This window comes from Bacteroides sp. RCH18, from assembly GCF_058231005.1.
Window position 1 is genome coordinate 2,071,788 of record NZ_JBIPTC010000002.1, and the last position, 25,366, is coordinate 2,097,153.

Below are 25,366 nucleotides of genomic sequence, written 5' to 3' on the forward strand. Positions count from 1 at the left end.
GATCATTTTGATGTTTATTCGTTAGAAGCGCTTCCGGTGTCCCATCCCGGATTCTGTCCCAGATTGGGTGCCCGTTTCACTTCGTTGGCAGGTATCGGGAAGTAGTAACTCTTGGGATTGACAAACGTGCGTGAATTGACCGTTTCTGCCAGTCCGAAGGTATAAGAGGGAGTATCTGCGCTGCTGGTCACTTTCACTCCATAAAGATTCAGCAACTGGTTGTAACGGGGCTTTCCAGTTTCTCCCGTAGAGGTTACATTGTCATATAGTTTCCAGCGGCGTACATCGAAGAAACGATGATCTTCGAAAGCCAGTTCGATGCGTCTCTCGTTGCGGATACGTTCGCGGAGTTCACTTTGCGACATATCTGCGTAGGCCGGCATACCGGCACGGGCGCGTACCTCATTGATGTAACTGTATGCCTTGGCAGGACCTTCCGCTTCATTATAGGCTTCGGCGGCATTCAGCAGAATTTCGCCATAACGGAAAATCATCCATGCGTGAGGATAGGTGGCCGGTTCTTTGCAGGAAATGTTATTCACAAACTTTTTCAGATAGTATCCGGTGTAGGTGCCTCCCATGGCTGAGGTGTAATCCACTCCTTTGTCCGCATCCGAGTTGTAGCGTACATCGATGGCACGTCTTTCTTCTTTGTCGGCACGTCCCCACATCATTCCCTGATAGAAGATGGTTTGTGCCAGACGCGGGTCACGGTCTTTGTACGGATTGGCGGCATCATAGGTACTGCCGTTCTCATCGATCCGTTTGCCGTTGCTCATTTCGTAAGCGTCCACCAGATTCTGTGTCGGGTTGGTACGTCCGTTTCCGGAGAAGGAACCGGTAAAGCCTACCGGCAGGAATACTTTTTCTACCTGATTGGTATTCCATACGGAGCGTGCAAGGATAATTTCATTGTTGTATACCGGATTGGTCGTGAAACATTCGTAATAGTCATTCTCCGGATTTCCCGTATTGTACAGTCGGTAAGGGGAACCTTGCTTGTTATTCTGAGTGATGAAGTCGGCTGCTGCCTGTGCCGCATTCGCCCAGTATGCGGTGTTGCCGTCCGGATTGTTCAGCTTGGAAGCACGGTAGAGCAGGGCTCTTGCCTTTAAAGCATAAGCGGCGGCTCCGTTGACACGTCCCCAGTTGGATGCTTCATCGCTGTAGCGGAAAGGGAGCTGGTTTTTAATCTGGTCGCATTGGTCGGCTACCCATTCAAGTGCTTCGGCAGCGGGAGTACGGGACATGTTCATTGCCGAAGGATCGGACAAGTCGAAGATAATCGGTTCGCCGGATTCATCTTCCGCAATGACAGGGGCAGCGCCGAACCAGCAGATTAAGTCGAAATGGAAGATAGCGCGAAGCAGTCTGGCTTCTGCACAGTAACGGTCGTAAAGGCGGTTGTCGTCACCGTCTTTCTCCGTATTTCCTACTACGGATGCCTTGGCGTTCTTCAGAAACATATTACATTTCCGAATCCCGTATAAGTCGGTGTTCCAGAAACCCAGCAGGGGATGGTCGCCGGCGGTGTATCCGTCGCTGCCGATCTTTGTATAATAATGAAGTCCCCAGCAGGTCACTGCATTATCCGTCATACAGTCGCGTGAAGCACCTGTGAACTGGTCGTCCGACAATGGCGCCAGCCCGTCCGGCAGATTCGTGTAGATGTTGGCGAGGAACTCACGTGTCAGGTTCTGGTTATTGAACACTTTCTTTTCAGACAAGGAGGCGTCGTACTCTTTGTCGAGGTAGTCGCTGCACGAACTGCCTGCGAGTGCGAGGACCAGAGTAGCTATATAAGTTGATATTCTTTTCATAATTCTTTGCTGTTTTATTGAATGATTAGAATCCGATATTCACACCGAACGTAAATGAACGTGTCTTGGGATATGCCCAGATATAGTTGGTCGGGTTTTCCGGATCAAAGCCTTTAGGCAGATGGCTCCAGTTGCACAGGTTGTATCCGCTGAAGTAAAGACGGCATTTCGTCATATTGACTTTAGAAATCAATCGTGCAGGAAGTGAGTAGCCGACTTCCACATTCCGCAATGACAGGAAATCTCCATTGACTACCCAGATGGTAGACTCATTGTACGGATAGTTCCGGTCGAGGTCGCTGAAGGAGGTAGACAGACGCGGATATTTGGCGTTGATATTGCGCGGGTCTGTCGGATCATCGGTATAATATCCCCATGTATTGGTGATTTCGTGAGTGGAAGTACCTCCCCAGCCGAAGCCATAGTCCATATTCTCACGGCAGGGAACGGTGCGGTTCAGATAAGCGGTCAGCACGGCACGTGCGTCGAAGCCTTTCCAGCTGAAACCTAAACGGATGGTCGGGATTAATTCCGGAATATTCGTGTATCCGGTCGGTACTTTGTCGTAGCTGTCTATTTTACGGTCGCCATTCGTATCTTGGAATACGGCATTGCCGAGCTTGTATTTACCGGCAGCGTTCCACGGATATTTCTGAGGATTGGCAACAGCGTCTTCATAAGACTCCGGAATCAGGTCGGGATTACTGGCCCATTGTTTCCAGATTAGGAGCTGGCTCTGGTCGATCCGGTTGCCGGTTCTTGCCTGATAAGCGTAATCGGGAGTCAGTTCATCCATTTCGGTGATCTTGTTGGTGTTGAAGGTCAGCATACCGTCGATATAGTATTCAAAATCACCGATCCGGTTGCTATGTCCTAAAGTGACTTCAAAACCTTTCGTTTCGGCCTTGCCGTAAGAGTCTTGCGGGGCGTTTACACCGAATAAGCCGGGCACGGTGGAACGGGATACCAGAATATTGGAACGCCATTCCTTAAAGAAGTCTACGGAACCGTAGATTTTCTTGTTCCACAAGTCGAAGTCAACGCCGAAGTTTGCCATGTCCGAGATTTCCCATTTGATATTCTTGTTGCCAGCTGTCGATTCATATACACCCTCCGTGTAAGATTGGGAAGTACCGAAATTATAACCGTTTCCTTCGGTGAATGTACCTTGGTACGGGTAGCGGCTGACACCTGTCACAGCTTGTCCCGCCCGTCCGTAAGAAGCACGGAGTTTCAGGAGATTCACGAACGAGTTCTTCAGCCATGATTCTTCGGAAAGTACCCATCCCACGGAACCGCCGGGGAATGTTCCGAAGCGTTCGCCGTCTGCATAATTGTCACTGCCCATGCGGGAGATATTACCGGAAAGGATATACCGGTTGTTATATACGTATGTAGCCTGTGCATTATAAGAAAGGTAGCGGTTGGATGATTCCTGTCCGCGTACTACATTCTGATAAGTACGGATAAAAGCCTGAGCATTGACGGTATGTTTACCGAAGGTATGTTCGTATGCCAGTCCGCCGTTCATATTGAGATTATAGTAATAGTCGCGTGGAGAAGTGGTGGCATTGGGCAATGCTTTGTATGTTCTCATGCGTTGGTATGTATATTCCGACGGGTCGTTGACATCAGCCATATAGTTATAGTAGTAGACATTGACATCGGCTTGCTGCACCTTCTGGAATGTTTCGTAAGAGTCGAAACTGAACGTCATCTTGGCTTTCAGTCCGGGAACGAGGGCATCCAGGTTTCCGGTAGCCGTTACGGTTGTATAGAGGTTACGGCGGCGGTTCTGTTCCACACCACGTCCGGCGATTTGTGCGGCACCGTTTTTACTGTCGCTGCTGGTCGGCATAAAGAATTCACCGTTCGGGCAGAATACGGGATACACCGGAAGGTTTTCGCCGGCTCCCCAGGTAAAGAGGTTCCATACGTCAATGCCCGGTTGGGAGATATTGTCGATACGTCCGCCCAAGTCCATCGATACATTCAGGAACTTGTTTACATCGATGTCGATGTTCGAACGCAGGTTGTAGCGGTTCAATACTTCCTGTGTGCTGTAGCCTTCGTTCCATTCCGTCCATTTGGTGTCGAACAAACCTTCCTGGCGGAGATAAGAGAAGGAGACATAGTAGCGCGCACGTGCATTACCGCCGCTGACAGACAGGTTGGTGCGGTATTGCGGAGCTGCATCCCGTAGCATGGTATCGTGCCAGTTCGTATTGAAGTATTTGTATTTTGCCATTCCTTCCAGTTGCTCACCGTTGCAGACACGACGGTAGTAGTCCAGGTCTTCATCGGAATATTCGGGACTTAATCCGTCCAGATATCGTGCCTGATTACGGCTCAGCGCATAGTTATAAGAATTCTGGCTTTCGGGAATTCCGGCAATGGTCTGGAAGCCGACTTCTTGTGTGAAGTTGATTTTAGTCTTACCGGTTTCTCCGCGTTTGGTCGTTACGAGTACTGCGCCGTTGGCTCCACGCATTCCATAGATAGCAGTGGCGGCGGCATCCTTCAATATCGTAATCGATTCAATAGGGTAGGCATCGAGGAATGAGAGGTCACGTTCCACATTGTCAACGATGATCAGCGGACTGCGTGCACTGGCATTCATGGTACGGATGCCACGGATATACATAGCCGTTTCACTCCATCCCGGTTCGGATTGCGCCTCATACGTCTCTACACCGGTGACAGTGGAGGTAAACGCATTCTGAAGAACGGTTACCGGATGTTTTTCCAGTTCTTCTCCGGTGACGATGGAGGTGGACTCTGTCACAAACTTCTTGGGTTTGCGATTGAAAGGAAGCGGAGTCGTATGAGCATATTCATCCAGGTCGGCATCCATGACAATCTTGAAGTTCTCTTCAAAGTCGGCAATGGCTGTTGTCGGCAGATAACCTACGCTGCTTACATAAAGCTCGTCGGCAGGTTTTACATTCTTCAAAGTGAAGAAACCGTCCTTGTCCGAGAGTGCGATGCGGCTTGCTTCCGCTACGTTGACCACCGCACCTGCGATAGGTTCACCCTCTGCATTTACGATTCGTCCTTTCAGGACTTTAGCATCTTGCGCCCATCCATTGCCCAGCATGAAAACTGCGGCTACGGTGAGCAGGATTCTTTTGAATCCTGTCTGTATGTTATTTAATTTCATCGGTTGCATATTCATTCAGTTAATTGTTCCAACCCGGGTTGTTTTCGATATTCGTTTTCCATACTTCTCCTTCCGGTATCGGGTAGAGATACATTTTCTCTGTAAATACCCGGTTCTGGGCAACTTTACGTGTATAGACAAACTTTCCGTTTTCCTTGGTAATCTCCATTCCGTAGATAGGACGTGCCAATGCTTTTTCCGCTACATTCCAGCGACGTACGTCCCAGGCGCGATGATCTTCAAAAGCGAGTTCGACGGTACGTTCCTTGCGGATGAAGTTGCGGCGGTCGGCAATGGTCTGAAGATCGCTGCGGTCTGTGAGTTTGGCAGTCATCCCTACACGGTTGCGGAGAGGCTGGATGGCGTTCAGTACGTCCGAGCGTGAACCGCCGGCTTCATTCAAGGCTTCTGCGTAGTTCAATAAGATTTCTGCATAGCGGATGATAATCCAGTTACGGTAGTTGCTGCCGGTATGGTTGTTGTTCAGGATCACTTCCGGAATATACTTGCGGGTATAGTATCCGGTCGGTGTTGCATTGGCATTTCCTTGCGGGTTATCCCGTTGTCCTTTGAGTACATTAATGATGCCATTACCCCAGTTCACACCGTTGTAGAGTACGGTAGCCGCCAGACGTGGGTCACGGTTGCTGTATGGATCATTGCTCTTGTATCCGCTGGCATTGTTGATGGCCGGAGTGGCTGTTTCGTTATAAACAGGGGCACCGGTTTCATCATAACTGCTGAAAGGAGACTGTCCGTTCGCCATATCATACATATCCACTAAATTCTGTGACGGACACAAACCTCCGTTGCCGCCTTCGCCTACAGGCGTATCGTTATAGATCGCTCCCCATCCTACAGCCACATCATTACGCCAGAAGATCGTTTCATTATTTTTCTCGTCATGTGCGTTCTTCAGGATGGCGTTGGTATAGCATGTCTTCGGGTCGGTGTCGGTCGTGTAGAGTCCGTAGAGCGTTCCGTAATCTGTCATGAAGCTTTGCGCTGCATCGGCGGCTTGCTGCCAGCTGATACCCGATTCATTTCTGAAACGGTCGCTTGCCATGTAGAGCATGACACGTGAATACAGTGCACGTGCCATTGGCTGGCTGATACGTCCGGGATTGCCCGATTCGGCAGAAGTGGCTTTATCCATCAATCCTTCTTCGCAATCTTTCAGTTCTTTCAGAATGAAGTCAACTACATATTCTTTCAGGGAAGGGCGGGTGGTATAGTTGCTCAGCAAGTCTCCGTCCGGATCGAGTACATCTGTAACCAAGGGGACGGGACCGTAGCGGAGAAACATTTCCCAGTAGAAATAAGCACGGAGGAAATGAGCTTCCGCCTTGTATTGTTTCACATAGGTAGCGTGTGCTTCTTCCGAATCGTCCGTAGCTTTGGGCACGTCGTCGATGTTCTTTAAAAGCATATTGCATTTACGGATACCCCGGTAATAGTGTTCCCATGTGCCGGTAAGTTCAGTGGCGGCACCGCTGGCATAATAGTTACCGATGTTGAAACTTGTACGCGTGCCGCCGCTGGCGTAGCTGGTTTCGGCTAAGTCGGTAGCTGCATCCATCCATGAGTTGTTGATGCGGCAGGCACCGTGGCGCAGGAAGTTGTAAGTATCGAAATGGAACTCACGGGTAGTAGTCCATTGGCTGAATACCTCTTCTTCTGTCAGTTCGTTGCTGGGCTGTTTGTCCAGAAAACCACCGAATATGTCTTCACAGGAAGTCAGGGCGATTCCGGCGGTTGCCAACCAAAAGGCAGTATATATGATTGTCTTTTTCATGTCTTATATCTGTTAGAATTTAATGTTTACACCAAAGTTCACAGTCTTCATAATCGGGTAACGGTTGGAACCTTCACTTTCCGGATCGCAAAGACCATCCAGTTTATCCCACGTGATGAGATTGTTTGCATTTACATAGACGCGGCATTCGTTCATGGCTACTTTTCTGATCCATCGGGTCGGAAGCGAGTAGCTTAGTTCGATATTCTTCAGACGAAGGAAGTTACCGTTTTTCAGGAAGAACGAGTTTTTACGCTGGTTATGGTCGCCGTAGCTGTCATAATGGAGCAGCGGATAGCTGGCATGGGTAAGGTTGTATGCTTCCGACTGATTGGGATTCCAGCGGTTCAGATGATGTTCTTTTACCTTACCGCCATTCACGAAAGCGTACATTGCTTCCGCATCATAATATCTGGAAACATGATCTACTCCCTGAAACATGATGCTGAATCCGATGCCTTTGTATTCGCATCCCAGAGACAAGGCGTAAGTGTTTTCGGGAACATCGCTATAGCCGATAAATGTTTCGTCACGGCTGTCGATAAATCCGTCTCCGTTCATATCACGGTATTTCAGGTCGCCTACCTGTACATTGCCGAAAGTAGAAACCGGAAAATCGGGATTGTTCAAGTCGGCTTGGGTTACAAAACCATCGCACACCAGACCGAAGTATTGGTTGATCGGATGACCTTCCTGCTTGCGATAAGCTGTCTTTGTGGCGGGTTCGTCCATGTTCCGGATTTCATTGCGGGCGTGTGAGAAAGTCAGACTTGCATTATAGGTAAAGTCCTTTCCGATATGGTTCGCATGTTTCAGTTCGATTTCGAAACCCTTGTTGTTGGTTTCTCCCAGATTGCCGGCAGCCATATTGACGCCTACCCATTGCGGACGGGTGAGATAAGGAGTCAGGATATCGTTTCTCTTTTCGTAGAATACGTCGATATTACCGTTCAGCAGTCCGTTCCATAAACCAAATTCCAGTCCCAGGTTGTATTTGTGAGCACGTTCCCAAGTCACTGCATAGTTAGGGTACTGGCTTTCATAGATACCGGTATATCCGGTTGTTCCGAAGTGATAGTCGTTGGCTATCTGTGTCCACACTGCCTGATACAGGAAACGTTGTTTTACGCCATTCACTTTGTATACATCGTTACCTACTTCACCGTAGGATGCACGGATCTTCAGATTGTTCAGCCACTCCTCCGTTCCTTTCATGAAAGCTTCGTTGCTGATTCTCCATCCTACGGAGAAAGAAGGGAAGAAACCGAAGCGTCTGCCTCGCATGAAGTTTTCCGAACCGTTATAGCCGAAGTTGACTTCTGCCAGGTAACGGTCGTCGTAGCCGTATGTGGCACGCCCTACCAGTCCTTGGTAACGTTCGGCAAGGTCTGCCTGATAACGGTAGTCATTCTGGTTGTACAGTGCCATAGCGGTAATGTCATGTTTGCCGAATTTACGTGCCCAATTCAGCTGGAATTCCATGTAAAGTTTATAAGTAGTAGTCTGATCATTGCCCAGATAAGCAAGTTCCGTGTCCGTATTGAACTGGGTATAGGCGTCTATCGAATTGTAGTTAGTACGGTCATTCAACTCATAAGTGGCAAAGTCGGCACTGAAAGCACGCCTATAGTAAGCGTCGTAGTCGAAAGATACCATTCCCTTTGCTGCCAGCCCTTTGGTGAGCCAGTCCATCTTATAATCCACAATGAAATTTGTTTCATTGATCGTATTGGTGGAGCGGTAGAAACCGGCTTTGGCAAAACGGGCCACAATATTATTCTGATATTGTGAACTGCCGCTGTACAATGTCTTTTGGTCTTCACCTTCACCTACGGTATAGGATACCGGAAACAACCATCCCGGTGTATGATTCATTTCATAAAATGCCTGACTGTAAGTTCCGTCTCTCGATTCATTCGAGTTCGGGCCTCTGCGTTCTTCGAAACGTGTCCCGAAGTTGACGGAAAGAGTCAGGTCTTTGGTCATCAGGAAGTCGAGATTGGCACGGAAAGCGAAACGCTTGAAGCTGGAGTTTGACTTGTTTCCGTATTCGTCCTGACTGAATTCCTTGAACAATCCCTGTTGGTTATAATATTCGGCGGAAGTAAAGTAACGCATACGTTTGGTACCGCCCTGTATATTGACGTTGTAGCGTTGTGCCGGTGCACTGTTGCGCAAAACGGTGTCATACCAGTCTACATTCGGGTAGAGGAGGGCATCGATTCCGCTAAGTTGTCCGGCTGAGGCTCTTTTATACATTTCGATGTCGGATGCCGAATATTGAGAAGGCAGTCCGTCGTTAGCCAGCGCTTCTTCCAGCAATACAACCGAATTGTAAGAATCCAGATAAGTATCCTGGCGGGTAGGGGACTGTATTTGCCAGTTGGCGGTCAGGCTGACGGTCGGTTTCTGTTCCTTACCACGCTTCGTTGTAATCAGCATCACACCGTTTGCACCACGTACACCATATACGGCAGTAGCGGAAGCATCTTTCAACGTAGAGATCGATTCGATATCATCCGGAGCAATCTGTGAGAACTCACGTTCTACGCCGTCTACCAGAATCAATGGTTGGTTGTCTCCTGCGAAAGAAGCACGGCCACGGATATAAATCTTCATATCGTCAGCTCCCGGCGCACCGGAAGTCTGAGAAGTGATTACACCCGAAATCTTACCGGCAATCGCCTGTGAAATGTTGGCTGCCGGAGATTTCAACAGTTCTTTGGAAGAAACCTGTGAGATGGCACCTACCACACTCTCTTTCTTCTGCGCACCGTAACCGACCACTACGACTTCATCCAGCACTTCCGTGTCTTCCTCCATGGTGATATTCAGTTTCGTCTTGTTGGCTACAGGAATTTCCTGTGTCTTATAGCCGATATAACTGATTTGTAACACGGCTTTCGGTCCGACCGTCAGTTTGAAGTTACCGTCAAAGTCGGTAATGGTTCCGTTTGTAGTTCCTTTTTCAAGTATGCTTGCACCAATGGCGGCTTCGCCTTTGGTATCAACTACCCGTCCGGTGATCTGCTTGTTCTGCGCATACACCCATTGGCTGAATGTGGCGAGGCAGAGTATCAGTATAAAATTCTTCATGTATACTAAACTTTAAGGTTTAATTCTTTTTCTTTTTCATAATAGCCTGTATCTCATCGATTGTCAGTGCTTTGTTGTAGATAGCGATGTCGTCGAACATAAATCCGGGATCAGGATCGCCCCATGTCCATGCCTGGTTTCCGCCCAATGAGATGTATTTCAAGTCTGCACCGTTGGTGAATATTCCGGAGATGGTATTGCCGTCACCGCTGCCTGACACCGTCCATGAGTTGGCGACTTCTCCGTCAATGTAGATTTTACAGGTGGTAGACGTGAGAACGGCTGTGTAAAGATGCCATTCATGATCCTTCAGCCAGTCTTCCTCACAAACGATTCCATCTGCTGCATATTCCGAGCAATAAACGGTGTTGACACCTTTCTCGTTCTGTGCGGCGGTGAAGTCTGTCCATCCGTTACAGTTTATCTGGGCGAGACCGCGTGATTGCAGGACAAACAATGGCCATATATTCTCTGATCCTGCTGACGGCTCATTTCCGTATGCCGTGAAAAGCGGTGAATAACGGTAATCATCCGACCCTCCTGCATTCTTGGCATTCACCCATACACTGATACTCACTTCTTGAGATTCTACGGAGTGAGAAAGAGCATCCTGAGGCAACATCAGATAATTAGTGCCTTTAGAACCGGCTACATTCTGGAATATCTGTCCGAACCCTTTGTCTTCCACTGAAACTATTTTGCCCGAACCTACGATTTTTGCATCTCCGGCTCCTTCTTCAAAGGTATTGATGTAGACAGGAGTTGGTAGAGCCAATGTCTTGTCTTCCATAATTTGTTTGATCTGTTCCGGAGATAATTCTTTGTTATAGACTGCGAAGTCGTCAAACATGAATCCCGGATCGGGATCGCCCCAGTCGAACGCCTGATTTCCGCCTAAAGTGATGTATTTGTAGTTGGCACCATAAATGAATGCACCTTCAATTGTATTATTATCTCCGGTACCAGCCACCTGCCATTCGTTCTTCAGTTCGCCATCCATATATACTTTGGCGGAAGTAGCGGTGAGAGTTACTGTATAGTAATGCCATTGATGATCAGCCAACCAGTCAGTGGCGTCATGATATAGAGCATTGGTACCATTTACATTCTGTGCATCATCAAAGTTGCACCATCCGGCATTATTCAGTTGTAATGTTCCTCTTACATACAATGCAAACATAGGCCAGTTGTCTGTATTGGCAGTACCTGCTATGCCCGGTGCCTGTCCGTGAGCACTGAATAATGGTGACCACATATAAGTAGATGAGATTCCGGCATCCTTCGCATTCACCCACATTCCGATAGACATTTCCTTCGTTTCGGCAGAATGTGACATTACATCTTCCGGAAGCAACAAGTAATTCTGACGCATTCCTCCGGGGATATTCTTGAATACGGTTCCGAAGGCGCTATTATCATCTGTAACAAAGCTGCCACCGCCAATGATCTGTAGTCCGGTAGTCGTTTCGAAAGTAGCTTTATAAACAGGATCGGGCACATGTATTCCGCCACCGATATTCGGTCCCTGAGCATCGCTGTCCGAGAAAGTATTTGTCCAGATCTTCAGATTATCATAATAGGCTTCGGCTGTTTCCGTATCCGAACCATAGCCTAAATATATATAGGTCGCAGATGACAATAAATCGATCATATTGGAATAATCGAAGTCACCTACGCTCACAGCCCTTGTCTTTCCGGAACTGATGCTGGCATGGTTGTTGGTATCGTATTTCTTGGTGCCATCGATATAAATGGCGTATCCTTTCTCTGTGAAAGTCAAGGCAACATAATGCCATGTCCCGTAAGGCATTGCGTTCGTTACACTGACTTCCGGATCATTTACGTCCAGATAGCCTCCTGTGCCGGTATAGCTCAAAAAAGCATTTGCAGTGAAATACAGTTTGTTTGTTCCGTCACTGAATGAGATCAGTGCGCCTGTATGGTCTGTTTTAGTAGATTTTACGAAGAAACTAAATGAGACTCCTGTCTGGATATCTGCACCGATAAGAGGGTTGGGAATGCGGAGGTATCCGCCGTTGGCGTGCATAACTCCACTTTCTCTTTCATCATCCTGTACGATTTCCGGAATCTCCTGATCTGCACTGTATGCAAAACCTTCCCCCGATATAGGTGTTTCGCCTTCGGTGGCAGTAGAGTTGAAATCTTCGTCAAATGTAAATTCAGCTATTAATTTAGCGGAGGTATCCGGCTTTGCCGGAAGTTTTTGATTTCCTGCCGGTGGGTCGGCTTCTCCCCAATCCTGACAAGAACTCATGCTGAGAACGGTAAGAATTGCCATAAGTAGTAACGGCCATTTCCTTGTCTTCATAGATATTGATATTAATGGTTCAACAATAATTCTACTCGTTGTAGTGTCGCAAAAATACAACCGATGAGTATATTAAAGGTGGACAAATGAATTTTCGAGGTGGATAAACGACTATATAAGTGTCTTTTTTACACTTTGGGTATAATCTCGGACGGATGTCTCTTAAAATGAGCTCATTTTAAGACGAAGGGCTGCTATCATTGTTTCATAATAGCAACCCTTATATCAGTTATTCTTCGTTATTTAGCAGTGCGCTTGGTGTCACATTGAAATGTTTCGTGAAGCATCTTGTAAAATATTTGGGATCATTGAATCCTACTTCGTAGGCAACTTCCGCTATATTCATATTCTTCGTTTCCCGATTCTTCAGAATCAATTCCCGAGCGATGTTCAGTCTGTAATTCCGGATGAACTGTCCGGCGGACTGACCGATTAAGTTTTGCAGTTTTTTGTTCAGCAGGCTTTTGCTTACCCCGACGGCTTCACAAAAATCGCTGACTTCAAAATAGGAGTTCTTGTAGTTCTCTTTGATAACCTCCATTACTTGATTGAGGAACTTCTTATCACCGGATTCTTCTTCCATATTAAGTACGTCCACGTCCATATCAAGCGTAAATTTACGTTGATATCGTTTCCGGTTCTCCAGAATATTCTGAATACGGGTCAATAATAATGTCTCATCAAAGGGTTTCAGCAGATATTCATCCACTCCCATACGATAGCTTTCCAGTCGGGCTTCTTGTGAGGTTTTGGCAGTCAGCATCAGGAAAGGAATATGCGAAATGGTAAATGTTTCTTTTACCTTTCGGGACAGTTCGATTCCGTCCATGACGGGCATCATCAAATCACTGATAATAAAGTCTATTGGATTACTATTAAGTATATGTAATGCTTCTTCGCCATTGGCAGCTTCCAGTACATGATACTGTTCACGAAGAATAGACCGGATATATCCCCGCATATCAGCATTATCCTCCACAACCAGTATACTTAAAGCCTCTTTCTCTTTTGGAGAGCCGGAATCCTGAACAGGAATTGCGGACGAATCGTTGTGATCAATAATGATTGTCTTTTCGTCTTTTCCTTCTTCCCGTTGCAAGGGGAGGAGGATGCGGAAAGAGCATCCTGCATGACGGTTATTGAATGCTTTGATCTCTCCGCCGTGCATTTGTACAATCCGTTTGCAGAGGTATAAACCGATGCCTGTTCCTGCTTGTCCGTATACCGGATATTTCACTTGATTCTGCGACTGGTAGAAACGGTTGAAAATTCGGTTGAGGTCTTCTTCAGGGATGCCCGAACCACTGTCTTTGACACAAATATACAGAGTCTCTTTTTCACTGTCTTTGGCGAAAAAAGCAGATAGGTAGAGAGACACAGTTCCCCCGTTCGGAGTAAACTTGATAGCGTTACTCAACAGATTGGTGACCACCTTACGCATTGCTTCCTCATCGTACAAAATCTCCGGCATCTCCATCCGGTAATAGCGTTTGAGCACAATGTTCCGCTCTTGGGCGAATACTTCAAACGGAGTGATCAGTGAATCGATAAATTTCAGAAAATTTCCCCGAGTCTTCACAATCTCCAGTTTGCCGGACTCTACCTTCCGGAAATCCATCAACTGATTGACGAGAGACAATAGATATTTGGAATTGCGTTCCACGAAGTTCAATTGCTCAATGACTTGCGGATTGTAGCTTAATTTCAACGCACGTTCGATAGGACCGATAATGAGGGTAATCGGTGTACGGAATTCGTGAGTAATATTCGTAAAGAATGAAATCTTGTCAAGCGTCAATTCCTGCACTTTACGGGACATACGAATCAGTTGTGCCTTCTGCCTCGTGATTTTCTCATTCTGCTGAATCAGCATCTGGTTTTGGCGTGACAGCTCATCCGTTTGATTTTCTAACAGATGCTTTTGCTGTTCCAGTTCATGAGTACGTTCTTCTACCGTGCGGTGCAGATATTCTTTCTGTCGTTTCAGATTACGGATGCGCCATTGATAGAATTGCCATACACTGACAGACAACAATACGATGATGAATAGAATAAACCATACGGTCTTATAGAAATAAGGTACAATCGTAATCTTCAGTTCCGTTATGTTTTCTCCCTCGTTTTCGCCGTCAGGAGTATATCTGACCTGTAGAGTATATGAACCGGGAGGTAAATTCGTATAACTGGCAAAACGTCGGTTGCCCGGAACCTGTACCCATTTATCGTCAAAACCGACCAGACGATAACTGTATATGGCTGTATTGTTTGACTCAAAGTTAAGCGCTGCAAATTCGAGTGAGAAAGATTTCTCTTTTTCATGCAGTTTCAGTTCCGTCGTTATGGCAATATCTTCCGACAGGTATTCGCTGCCTGGCAATATTTCTTCATTACCTATCCGCAGACGGGTGAAACGTACTTTGGCAGCCGGAAGAGACATCGCCGGACGATTACTTTCGATTGCAACCAATCCGCCTACACTGCCGAAATAGAGTAAGTCATGAGAAGAACCGCATGAGGCGTTCCAATAAAACTGTGTGTCAATCAGACCATCCTGTATGGTATAGTTAATGAAACGATTCTCTGCCTGGTGATAACAGGAGAGTCCATTATTGGTACTGATCCATAAGTTACCGTTGTTATCTTCCAGTATTCCCCGAATACTGTTGTTCGGTAATCCTTGCGCTGTGCTATAAGAGATAAACTGTTCTTTTCCTTGAGCATCGATTTTTCGTTGATAAATGCCATATCCGTTACTGCCCAGCCATAAAGTTCCGTCCTTACCTTCATAAAAGCAGGTTATTTTCTCAATCAGGCGGGAGGACGGATCGTCCAGTTTGTAGTTCAGGTGCCTGTACTGGAATTCTCCTTTAGAGGAACGGGAATGCAGATTGATGATATAAACCCCTTCCAGACAACCGACCCAAAGTTTACCCTCCTTATCGATGATGGAACCGATACAGCCATGAATATTTTCAGCAGCCTTATCCGGTAATGGAGCAGTTATTTCCTTTTTTACCGGATCATAAAAATAGAGTCCTTGATTGGCGCCTATCCATATACCTTCATTAATAGGGTCATAATTCAATACTCCGATAAAGTTAATCGGAAAGCCTCCGCCGGTCTGTGAGGAAATTATCTCTAGTATCTGTCGGGGAGCTTTCAGATCAAGCAGATTGAGACCTCCTCCCCATGTACCTATCCATAAGTGATTGTCGGTATCGGCAGTCAGGGCACTCACGGAGTTGTGACTCAGCCCTCCGTGTTCACGTGTATAATGGGTGAAATCTTCGCTGTTCCGTTCTTTTCTGTTCAGTCCGCCTTCTACTGTCCCTACCCATAAGGTTCCGTATACATCTTCATAAATTGCATTGACAGGATTATAGGATAAACTTGACGGATTTTCCTTGTCATGCCGGTAGCTCCGTATTGATAGTTGCCGTGGATTCAACAGATTGATACCTCCGGTTTCCGTACCGAACCAGATATGTTCTCCATCAGTCAATATGCAATTAATAAAGTTACTGTTCAGCAGATTGGTGCCGCCATTTGGAAGGTCACAGGCTATACGTTCAAAATTATCCGTCATCGGGTTATAGATATTAATACCACGTAGTGTCGCGACGATTAATTGTTTGTCATCGGTGATAGCTAAATTTGTCAGATAATTTTGCGACAGGGAATAGGGATTGCCGGAATCATGCTCATATCGTTTTATCATATTGCCGCTTTTATTATAACGGAATAGTCCGCGGTCACTGGAGATCCAGACTTCATTCTCTTTGCTGAGGAAATCCGAAATATAAGTTCCCGCTTCGAACTTCAGGCAGTCGGCTATGGGAATGGTTACCAGTCTCTTTTGCGGACTTAATGCCACTTTTCGTATTTCTCCATTGTTTCCCATCCATATTTTCCCATCCTCGTCAATGTCTTTCAGAGCAATGTCCGGACCATTCAGATAGACAGGGCTGAGTGTAGACAGAATTTGCACTTCCCCTTTGTCATTGAATTCGATACGGTGAAGGGTGTTGTCGCAATGAAGCCAGATACAGCCTTGCGTATCTTTCATGATACGGGTAGCCGGTAGTTCCAGTATCTTTGGAAGTATCCCTTTCGGGTCATGGGGGATAATCGGTTTTAAAGTAGATAAGTCAATAATATCCGTTCCCCCTTCGGAGACGATCCAAAGGCGTTGGAAGGCGTCTTCACAGACATTGCGTATAAAGTTGCTTTTTAGTTTGCATTGGTGATTATTGGGAGTGTAGTTTACAAACTCATAGCCATCATAACGGGAAAGCCCGCCTCCGGCAGTCGAAATCCACATAAACCCCCGGCTGTCTTTGTACAAATCGTCGATAAAATTATGTGGAAGCCCCTCGTTCATGGTCACATACGTAATATTATAGCGGTCGGCAAAACGTTCCTGTGCCCGAACCTGTCCGGCCAGTGAACAGATACTATATATTATAAGGTATATAAGTAGGTGGTTTTTCATATATGTACGTATTAATAAGGGCAAAGTTAGAAGAATCTCTTCAATCACAAAAATGAGAAGAGCTTCTTTTCAGCAGATTATCGGATTGTCCACCAATCGTGTTCGTATGTCCACCTTCCATAGGGGAAACGGGACGTATTTTTGTAACATAATTGATGAACGAATACACAGATATTATGAAAAACTTGTTTTTGCCAGTTCTTTTAGTAGCAGGCAGCTTCTTTGTAAGTTGCACTTCTTCCGTGTTTACTCCGACTCCTTCTGCTAATCCTTGGGATGATAATTATTTATCAGTAGCCAAAATGGAAGATTACCGTCAATGGGGAACATACAATGTACACGATCCGTCCTGCCGGAAGCTGGGCGACTATTATTATATGTATTCTACAGATGCGATTTTCGGTGAGAACCGGAAAGAGGCGAGAGAGAAAGGCGTGCCGTTGGGATTTATCCAGATGCGCCGTTCTAAAGATTTAGTACATTGGGAATTTCTGGGATGGGCATTTCCCGAAATACCGGAAGAAGCGGTTCAATGGGTACAGTCTCATGCAGGAGGGCAAGGGGCGACCAATATCTGGGCACCGTATATCATCCCTTATAAAGATAAATATCGCCTCTACTATTGCGTATCTGCATTCGGACGTAAGACATCCTATATCGGACTTGCCGAATCAACCTCTCCCGAAGGGCCGTGGACGCAGAAAGGCTGTATTGTTAAAACAGATGATTCTACCGCCATGAATGCTATCGATCCGAGCGTCATAGCTGACGAAAATACCGGAAAATGGTGGATGCACTACGGCTCCTTCTTCGGTGGTCTGTATTGCGTCGAACTGAATCCGGAAACCGGATTAGCTCTAAACGAAGGCGATTTGGGGCACCTTGTAGCACGGCGTGCCAACTATCGGAAGGACAATCTCGAAGCACCGGAAATAATCTATCATCCGGAGCTGAAACAATATTATCTTTTCACTTCCTATGATCCGCTGATGACGACTTATAATGTACGTGTCAGCCGTTCGGATGCTGCCGAAGGTCCATTTACGGACTACTTTGGCAAGGCTGTGAAAGATACGACCAACAACTTCCCGATACTGACTGCACCATATCGTTTTGAGAACCATACCGGATGGGCGGGTACAGCGCATTGTGCCGTCTTTTCTGATGGTGAAGGAAACTATTTTATGGCACATCAGGGACGTCTGTCACCGCAAAATCAGTTAATGGTGTTGCATATACGGCAGTTGTTCTTCACTCCCGAAGGCTGGCCGGTTGCTTCTCCCGAAAGATATGCAGGGACTGCTCCACGTCAATTCAGCAAAGAAGACCTGGTCGGTGAATGGGAAATCATCCGAGTGCAGGAACCAAGGTATGAGCGCCAGCTGGAAGCCGGACAGATCTTATGGGGAGAGGGAGAACTGAAAGAGAAGGAATGGAACCTGTCCACCCGAATGACTTTGGCAAAAGACGGCACGTGCGAAGGGCAGATGACCGATAATGGATGGAATATAGTTCAAATGAATGGAAAATGGTCCTTTTTGACCGAAAAACATCTATTAATGGTAGATTTGAACTCGGAGAAGATTGAGAATCTGGTTATCTTTGCAGGACACGATTGGGAGAATGAAACCGAAACAATTCTCTTTACCGGACTCGATAGCCGGGGACGTTCTGTCTGGGGAAAAAGAATCAAATAACTATATATAATTTTTATTGAAAACCATGAGAAGATACACAGAATTACTGGCTGCATTAGCCTTATCTACCGGCATGGCACTTCATGCACAAACCAATGAAATGGTGATCCAGACTAAGAAGTTGGGTGCTGAAATCCAGCCGACAATGTACGGACTCTTTTTTGAAGACATCAATTATGCTGCCGATGGCGGACTTTATGCCGAACTGGTAAAGAACCGTTCATTCGAATTCCCTCAGCGTCTGATGGGATGGAAGACTTATGGAAAAGTGACTTTGCAGGATGACGGTCCTTTTGAACGCAATCCGCATTATGTGCGTCTTGATAATCCGGGACATGCCCACAAGCATACCGGACTGGATAATGAAGGCTTCTTCGGCATCGGGGTTAAGCAAGGTGAAGAATACCGCTTTTCCGTGTGGGCACGTTTGCCGCACGGAGGTACAGGTGAAAAGATACGTGTGGAACTTGTAGATACCAAATCTATGGGCGAACATCAGGCTTTTGCCTCTCAGACACTGACCATTGATTCCAAAGACTGGAAGAAATATCAGGTAATCTTAAAAGCGGGTGTTACCAATCCTAAAGCAACGCTTCGTATTTTCCTTGTTTCCCAAGGTACGGTAGACTTGGAGCATATTTCCCTTTTCCCTGTCGATACTTGGAAGGGACATGAGAATGGTCTTCGAAAAGACCTTGCGCAGGCTTTGGCGGATGTTCATCCGGGAGTCTTCCGTTTCCCCGGTGGTTGCATCGTTGAAGGTACGGATCTCGAAACCCGTTATGACTGGAAGAAATCCGTGGGGCCGGTAGAAAACCGTCCATTGAACGAAAATCGTTGGCAATATACCTTTACCCATCGTTTCTATCCAGATTATTATCAAAGCTACGGACTGGGATTCTATGAATATTTTCTTCTTTCTGAAGAAATGGGAGCGGCACCGCTTCCGATCCTGAATTGCGGACTTGCCTGTCAGTATCAGAACAATGAAGAAAAAGCTCACGTAGCAGTTTGCGACCTGGACAGCTATATTCAGGATGCACTCGATCTGATCGAATTTGCCAATGGAGACGTGAACACGACTTGGGGGAAAGTACGTGCCGATATGGGACATCCGGTACCTTTCAATTTGAAATATCTGGGCATCGGTAATGAACAGTGGGGAAAAGAGTATCCCGAACGTCTCGAACCGTTTATCAAGGCTCTTCGCAAGGCGCATCCGGAAATCATGATTGTAGGCAGTTCCGGCCCGAACTCCGAAGGAAAAGAATTCGATTACCTGTGGCCTGAGATGAAACGTCTGAAAGCTGATCTGGTAGACGAACACTTCTACCGTCCCGAAAGCTGGTTCCTTAGTCAGGGAGCACGCTATGATAACTACGACCGTAAAGGACCGAAAGTATTTGCCGGCGAATATGCTTGTCATGGAAAAGGAAAGAAATGGAACCACTTCCATGCTGCCTTGCTCGAAGCAGCCTTCATGACCGGATTGGAACGCAATGCCGATATCGTACACATGGCTACTTATGCGCCGCTTTTCGCTCATGTGGAGGGATGGCAATGGCGTCCGGACATGATTTGGTTTGATAACCTCAACTCGGTGCGTACCGTAAGTTATTATGTGCAGCAGCTATATGCACAGAACAAAGGAACGAATGTACTTCCTCTCACTATGAACAAGAAACCGGTAACGGGGGCGGAAGGACAAAACGGACTTTTTGCCAGTGCAGTCTATGATAAGGATAAGAACGAACTGATTGTCAAAGTAGCTAATACTTCCGATAAGACACAGCCTGTATCCTTGACTTTCGAAGGTCTGAAAAAGCAGGATGTATTGTCCGAAGGACGTTGCATCACTCTTAGCTCACTCGATCAGGACAAAGATAATACGCTTGACCAACCGTTTGCCATCACTCCGCGGGAGACACCGTTAACGATCAATGGTCATGCGTTAACCACCGAACTCGGACCGAACACGTTTGCAGTTTATAAATTCACGAAGAAATAAAATGAATAGCGTTAAACTAGTTATGATTTCATGCGTATTGGCAGCCTTTTCCGGGCTGTCTGCGCAGAATGACACTACTTTTGTAGCCAATGGCAATCCCATCATAAAATATAAATATACAGCCGATCCGGGTGCTATGGTGCATAACGGTAAGGTGTACATTTATGCCGGACATGACGAATGTCCTCCTCCCAGAGAACATTACCAGTTGAATGAATGGTGTGTATTCTCGTCTCCCGATATGAAGACATGGACGGAGCATCCTGTTCCTTTGAAAGCCAAAGATTTCAGTTGGGCAAAAGGGGAAGCATGGGCTAGTCAGGTGATAGAACGTGACGGGAAGTTCTATTGGTATGTGACGGTGGAACACGGCACTATTCACGGAAAATCCATCGGTGTAGCCGTATCTGATTCGCCTGTCGGTCCTTTTGTGGATGCCCGTGGTTCTGCGCTGATCACCAATGATATGACGACCGAATTTACCAAGATCTCTTGGGAAGATATCGATCCGACCGTTTTTATTGACGACGACGGACAGGCATATCTTTATTGGGGGAATACCCAATGCTACTATGCCAAACTGAAACAGAATATGATCGAGCTGGATGGTCCTATCGTACCGGTTCATCTGCCCCGATATACGGAAGCTCCGTGGATACATAAGCGTGGAGACTGGTACTACCTTTCATATGCTTCTGAATTTCCGGAAAAGATATGCTACGCCATGAGCCGTAGCATTACCGGACCTTGGGAATACAAAGGCATCCTTAATGAGATAGCCGGCAATTCCAATACCAATCATCAGGCTATTATCGAGTTCAAGGGCGACTGGTATTTCATTTATCATAATGGAAGCATCAATACAGCCGGAGGCAGTTTCCGCCGTTCCGTCTGCATCGATCGTTTGTATTATAACGAGGACGGTACCATGAAACGCATTCAGATGACAACGGAAGGCGTACAATAAACAGGAAATTATAGGGTTAGGTTAGATAATAGGTTTTTAGATTTTTGTTAATTGAAAAGTAAGGGCGTCCTTCCATTCCGGAAAGACGCCCTGCTTATTTAATTCTGATGAATAATAACTTATTCTACTCTGCGTGAACCGTCACCGATTACTACATCATATACTTTCGGGCTTCTGCCGAATTTAGCTTTGAAAGCTTCTTTTGTCTTTTCAACGAAGTTGTCATACAGTTCGTTCTTGACAAGGTTGATAGTACAACCACCGAAGCCACCACCCATTACGCGTGAACCGGTTACACCATATTCTTTAGCGCAATCGTTCAGGAAGTCAAGTTCTTCGCAGCTCACTTCGTACAATTTACTCATACCGTGGTGAGTTTCGTACATCTTCTGACCTACTGTTTCGTAATCGTCTTTTTCCAGCGCATCGCAAACATCAAGTACGCGTTGGATTTCTTCGATTACATATTCGGCACGCATATAATCTTCAGCGCTGATATCAGCTTTCGCTTCTTCCAGCATGTCCATTGTACAGTCACGCAGGAATTCTACATGCGGATGTTTTTTCTGGATAGCAGCAACAGCAGCCTCACAGCTCTGACGACGCTTGTTGTAAGCGGAAGAAGCCAGTTCGTGTTTCACTACTGAATCCATCAATACCAGACGATAACCTTCCGGATGGAATGGGAAATATTGATATTCCAGTGAACGGCAGTCCAGACGGATCAAGCTGCCAGCTTTACCGAATACAGAAGCGAACTGGTCCATGATACCGCAGTTTACACCGCAGTAGTTGTGTTCAGTAGCCTGACCTACTTTAGCCAATTCAAATTTGTCGATTTTACCTTCACCGAACAGTTCATTCAATGCGAAAGCATATGTACTTTCCAGAGCAGCAGAAGAAGACATACCTGCACCCAGAGGCACATCACCGGAGAAAGCGGTATTGAATCCTTTCACGTCTACGCCACGTTTGATCATTTCACGGCATACACCGAAAATGTATCTTGCCCAGCTTGCACGGGGAGCATCCTCTTCGTTCAGACCAAATTCTACATAATCTTTCAGGTCGATAGAATAAGCTCTTACTTTGTCAGTGCCGTTCGGTTTGATTTCAGCAAGCATACCTTTGTCTACAGCTCCGGGGAATACGAATCCACCGTTGTAGTCAGTATGTTCGCCAATCAGGTTGATACGACCCGGAGAGGCATATATAAATCCTGTAGTTCCATCAAAATGCTTAATGAAGCGACTTCTTACGTGTTCTATATCCATGATAAATCAATTTTATAAGGTGAATAAATTAAATTCAGAGTTTTATTCTACTGGAATGTCTTTATTAACGTTCTTGCAACCTACCAGACCGTAGTACAGCAAGTAAGCCAGAGCAGCGATAATTACCCAATAGCTAGCCATGAAACCGGCTACGTCAGCTACCCATCCTTGAATTACAGGCAGGATACCTCCACCGCATACCAGTACCATAAACAGACCGGAAGCAGCAGCCAGATATTTACCCAGTCCTTCTACAGCAAGGTTGAAGATACCACCCCACATAATAGAAGTACAGAGACCAACTAATACCAAGTACATAGCGTTAATGGGCACTTCTGCAAAACCGAATGACAAACCGCCAGTTGCGCTTTGTTGAAGTACAGGCAGATTCACCAATGTTCCTGTAGAAGAGAAGATAGCAAGGAATACTAAAATCAATCCCAGAGCGGATGTAAATGTAAGCATCGCTTTACTGGAAACTTTTGCACCGAGTGAAGCACCGGCCAGACGACCGATCAACATCAGGAACCAGTAAGTTCCTACTACGAAACCGGAGATTGTAGAAGCGATACCGGCACCGCCTTTTTCTACAGGGTCAGTAAGGAACAGGTTCAGAGTACCTGGTACACCTACTTCAATACCTACATATACAAAGATAGCGATAGCGCCCAATACAAAGTGACGGAACTTCAAAGCACCTTTCATCAGTGTGCTGATTGGTTCAGTTGTAGCAGCAGCGTTCGGTTCCGGAATGCGTACAAACAGGAGTACGAAGAATGCGAAAGCGAATACAGCCATTGCAGTGTACATTACAGGGAAAATCTGAGAGATAGTAGCTTTTTCGATAGATCCGGCGATCAGGATACCAACGAACATCGGAGTGATGGTAGCCATTACAGAGTTGAAAGAGCCGCCCACTTGGATAAGCTGGTTACCTTTGTTACCTTCACCACCCAGTTTGTTCAACATCGGGTTTACTACAGTGTTAAGCAAACACATAGAGAAACCTGCTACGAATGCACCAATCAAATAAACGGCAAAAGCCATCTCAGGGCTTGAATGACCGGACAGGAACTGGATACCTACGCCGATAAAACCGATAGCTACTGCGATAAGTGCTGTTTTCTTATATCCCACACGTTGCAACAAGATACCGCTGGGGATACCCATTACTGCATAAGCTATAAAGTTACCGAAGTTTCCCAGCATACCCAAAGCATTGGATACGTCGAATTGGTTCTTCAGCACAATACCCATAGGAGCTGCGAGGTTAGTAACGAATGAAATCATACCGAAAAGGAAAATCATCGTGATAATGGCAATGATTTTTCCATTCTTTTTTTCTTGTGTCATGGTTCTATTAAAAATGTTAGTTTATAAAATTAGGTTAGTTATTTTTTTATCTTTTATTTTTCCACACCGAATTTGTAGATAGTCACCTGCTGGTATTCATCGCCCGGCAATAAAGTAGCCGAGGGGAAATGAGGTTTGTTCGGAGTGTCGGGGAAACATTGTGCCTCGAAGCAGATAGCGCTTCTTGCAGGGAATGTAGCACCGTGAGCACCTTCGAAACCATTCAGCCAGTTACCGGTGTAAAGTTGTACACCTGCTTCAGTAGTGTATACTTCCATGGTACGACCGCTATTCGGTTCGAAACAAGTAGCAGCGAGATCCAGTGAACCTGTTTCAATCTTGTTCAGTACGTAGCAGTGGTCGTATCCGGCACCGTTAATCAGTTGTTGGAATTTATCGTTGATACGTTCGCCTACGGTATGCGGAGTGGTGAAGTCCATTGGAGTACCTTCTACTTTGGCAACTTCTCCGGTTGGGATAGAAACTTCATCGATAGGCGTGTAGAAATTAGCGTTGATAGTAACAATATTGTTTTCGATAGTAGGAGTAGGATTGCTGATACCAGCCAGATTGAAGAAACCGTGATTGGTCAGGTTGACTACAGTAGCTTTGTCAGTTGTGGCACGATATTCGATTACCAGTGCATTTTCTTCTTCTTCCAGGCGATAAACCATTTCAACCTCCAGATTGCCGGGGAAACCTTCTTCGCCGTCGGCTGAAACATAATTGAACTGGATTATATTTTCAGCCAGTTGGTCGGCATCCCAAACGCGGGCGTGAAAACCGGTAGGTCCTCCGTGCAGGGAGTTGGGTCCGTTGTTGATAGTGAGCTCGTGCTCTTCTCCGTACAATGTGAATTTTCCTTTGGCGATGCGGTTGCCATAGCGTCCGATAGTAGTGCTGAGGAAGGGTTCCGGGCTGTTGACAACGTGGTCTATGCTGTCGTGTCCGAGGACAACGTTTGCATATTTTCCATCTTTATCCGGTACCATGATAGCGAGAATGGCGCATCCGTAATTAGTTACGGCGACTTCCATTCCCTTTTTATTTTTGAGGATAAATAAATCAGTTTCTTTATTATTTATCTCCTTTTGGAAATCTTTCCGGCTGAGCCCTGATAGATTCCCTTCCGTTGGGAATGTGTTATTCATGTCTGGTATTCTTAAAATTTTCTTGCAAATAAAGGTAAATTCTTTGTTACTCACAAATTATTCCGGCTAAATATGGTGGGTAGTTTAGGAAAGTTTAGCGTTCTCACTTAGGTTTCTGTATTTTTCATCCTTCTTTTCTTTTAAAGTGAACAATTTTTCGTATGTTTGTTCCCGGATTATTATAATCCGGGAGAATTTAATCTAAGTTTATTAACAAGAAAAAC

Annotated in this window: 12 protein-coding genes; 3 read left to right on the forward strand and 9 right to left on the reverse strand. The window is 46.1% G+C overall.

Features of this window, described 5'->3' with window-relative positions; genetic code table 11:
* Positions 1 to 14: 14 nt before the first annotated feature.
* The 6 genes from ACHLI0_RS23300 to ACHLI0_RS23325 form a co-directional block, all read right to left on the reverse strand.
* Positions 15 to 1,820, reverse strand: coding sequence for a RagB/SusD family nutrient uptake outer membrane protein (locus ACHLI0_RS23300; RefSeq protein WP_490750133.1), 1,806 nt, complete (start codon positions 1,818 to 1,820; stop codon positions 15 to 17).
* Between the two features lie 25 nt (positions 1,821 to 1,845).
* Positions 1,846 to 4,995: a SusC/RagA family TonB-linked outer membrane protein gene (locus ACHLI0_RS23305; RefSeq protein WP_490750134.1), complete on the reverse strand. Its 3,150-nt coding sequence runs from the start codon at positions 4,993 to 4,995 to the stop codon at positions 1,846 to 1,848.
* Positions 4,996 to 4,999: 4 nt separating this feature from the next.
* On the reverse strand, positions 5,000 to 6,775 hold the full coding sequence (locus ACHLI0_RS23310; RefSeq protein WP_490750135.1) for a RagB/SusD family nutrient uptake outer membrane protein: 1,776 nt from the start codon (positions 6,773 to 6,775) through the stop codon (positions 5,000 to 5,002).
* 12 nt (positions 6,776 to 6,787) lie between these two features.
* Positions 6,788 to 9,871 carry a SusC/RagA family TonB-linked outer membrane protein gene (locus ACHLI0_RS23315; protein WP_490750136.1) on the reverse strand — a complete coding sequence of 1,028 codons (3,084 nt, stop codon included), beginning with the start codon at positions 9,869 to 9,871 and terminating at the stop codon, positions 6,788 to 6,790.
* 19 nt (positions 9,872 to 9,890) lie between these two features.
* The gene (locus tag ACHLI0_RS23320) at positions 9,891 to 12,200 is read right to left on the reverse strand and encodes a LamG-like jellyroll fold domain-containing protein (protein WP_490750137.1); all 2,310 of its coding nucleotides are present in this window, start codon (positions 12,198 to 12,200) and stop codon (positions 9,891 to 9,893) included.
* 229 nt (positions 12,201 to 12,429) lie between these two features.
* Positions 12,430 to 16,692: a hybrid sensor histidine kinase/response regulator transcription factor gene (locus ACHLI0_RS23325; RefSeq protein ID WP_490750138.1), complete on the reverse strand. Its 4,263-nt coding sequence runs from the start codon at positions 16,690 to 16,692 to the stop codon at positions 12,430 to 12,432.
* 155 nt (positions 16,693 to 16,847) lie between these two features.
* Between ACHLI0_RS23325 and ACHLI0_RS23330 the strand changes: the two genes are divergently transcribed.
* From ACHLI0_RS23330 to ACHLI0_RS23340, 3 genes are read left to right on the forward strand one after another with little or no spacing between them, the layout of a single operon-like run.
* Positions 16,848 to 18,389 (forward strand): arabinan endo-1,5-alpha-L-arabinosidase, encoded by a 1,542-nt coding sequence (locus tag ACHLI0_RS23330; protein WP_055217423.1) that lies wholly within the window; start codon positions 16,848 to 16,850, stop codon positions 18,387 to 18,389.
* 25 nt (positions 18,390 to 18,414) lie between these two features.
* Complete coding sequence (locus ACHLI0_RS23335; RefSeq protein ID WP_490750139.1) at positions 18,415 to 20,397, forward strand: alpha-L-arabinofuranosidase C-terminal domain-containing protein; 1,983 nt, start codon at positions 18,415 to 18,417, stop codon at positions 20,395 to 20,397.
* 1 nt (position 20,398) lies between these two features.
* Complete coding sequence (locus tag ACHLI0_RS23340; RefSeq protein WP_490750140.1) at positions 20,399 to 21,364, forward strand: glycoside hydrolase family 43 protein; 966 nt, start codon at positions 20,399 to 20,401, stop codon at positions 21,362 to 21,364.
* A 119-nt stretch (positions 21,365 to 21,483) separates the two neighbouring features.
* Here the strand turns inward: ACHLI0_RS23340 and galK are convergent, their stop codons facing one another.
* From galK to ACHLI0_RS23355, 3 genes are read right to left on the reverse strand one after another with little or no spacing between them, the layout of a single operon-like run.
* Positions 21,484 to 22,638: a galactokinase gene (galK, locus tag ACHLI0_RS23345; RefSeq protein WP_008760656.1), complete on the reverse strand. Its 1,155-nt coding sequence runs from the start codon at positions 22,636 to 22,638 to the stop codon at positions 21,484 to 21,486.
* 42 nt (positions 22,639 to 22,680) lie between these two features.
* Positions 22,681 to 23,991, reverse strand: a complete 1,311-nt coding sequence (locus ACHLI0_RS23350; protein WP_008760657.1) for a sugar MFS transporter — start codon at positions 23,989 to 23,991, stop codon at positions 22,681 to 22,683.
* 53 nt (positions 23,992 to 24,044) lie between these two features.
* The gene (locus ACHLI0_RS23355; protein ID WP_008766110.1) at positions 24,045 to 25,142 is read right to left on the reverse strand and encodes an aldose epimerase family protein; all 1,098 of its coding nucleotides are present in this window, start codon (positions 25,140 to 25,142) and stop codon (positions 24,045 to 24,047) included.
* Positions 25,143 to 25,366: the final 224 nt, after the last annotated feature.

What these genes read in the sequence shown, in the direction of transcription:
- ACHLI0_RS23300 (WP_490750133.1), bottom strand. Translation starts at nt 1,820, where the DNA reads ATGAAAAGAATATCAACTTATATAGCTACTCTGGTCCTCGCACTCGCA.
- ACHLI0_RS23305 (WP_490750134.1), bottom strand. Translation starts at nt 4,995, where the DNA reads ATGAATATGCAACCGATGAAATTAAATAACATACAGACAGGATTCAAA.
- ACHLI0_RS23310 (WP_490750135.1), bottom strand. Translation starts at nt 6,775, where the DNA reads ATGAAAAAGACAATCATATATACTGCCTTTTGGTTGGCAACCGCCGGA.
- ACHLI0_RS23315 (WP_490750136.1), bottom strand. Translation starts at nt 9,871, where the DNA reads ATGAAGAATTTTATACTGATACTCTGCCTCGCCACATTCAGCCAATGG.
- ACHLI0_RS23320 (WP_490750137.1), bottom strand. Translation starts at nt 12,200, where the DNA reads ATGAAGACAAGGAAATGGCCGTTACTACTTATGGCAATTCTTACCGTT.
- ACHLI0_RS23325 (WP_490750138.1), bottom strand. Translation starts at nt 16,692, where the DNA reads ATGAAAAACCACCTACTTATATACCTTATAATATATAGTATCTGTTCA.
- ACHLI0_RS23330 (WP_055217423.1), top strand. Translation starts at nt 16,848, where the DNA reads ATGAACGAATACACAGATATTATGAAAAACTTGTTTTTGCCAGTTCTT.
- ACHLI0_RS23335 (WP_490750139.1), top strand. Translation starts at nt 18,415, where the DNA reads ATGAGAAGATACACAGAATTACTGGCTGCATTAGCCTTATCTACCGGC.
- ACHLI0_RS23340 (WP_490750140.1), top strand. Translation starts at nt 20,399, where the DNA reads ATGAATAGCGTTAAACTAGTTATGATTTCATGCGTATTGGCAGCCTTT.
- galK (WP_008760656.1), bottom strand. Translation starts at nt 22,638, where the DNA reads ATGGATATAGAACACGTAAGAAGTCGCTTCATTAAGCATTTTGATGGA.
- ACHLI0_RS23350 (WP_008760657.1), bottom strand. Translation starts at nt 23,991, where the DNA reads ATGACACAAGAAAAAAAGAATGGAAAAATCATTGCCATTATCACGATG.
- ACHLI0_RS23355 (WP_008766110.1), bottom strand. Translation starts at nt 25,142, where the DNA reads ATGAATAACACATTCCCAACGGAAGGGAATCTATCAGGGCTCAGCCGG.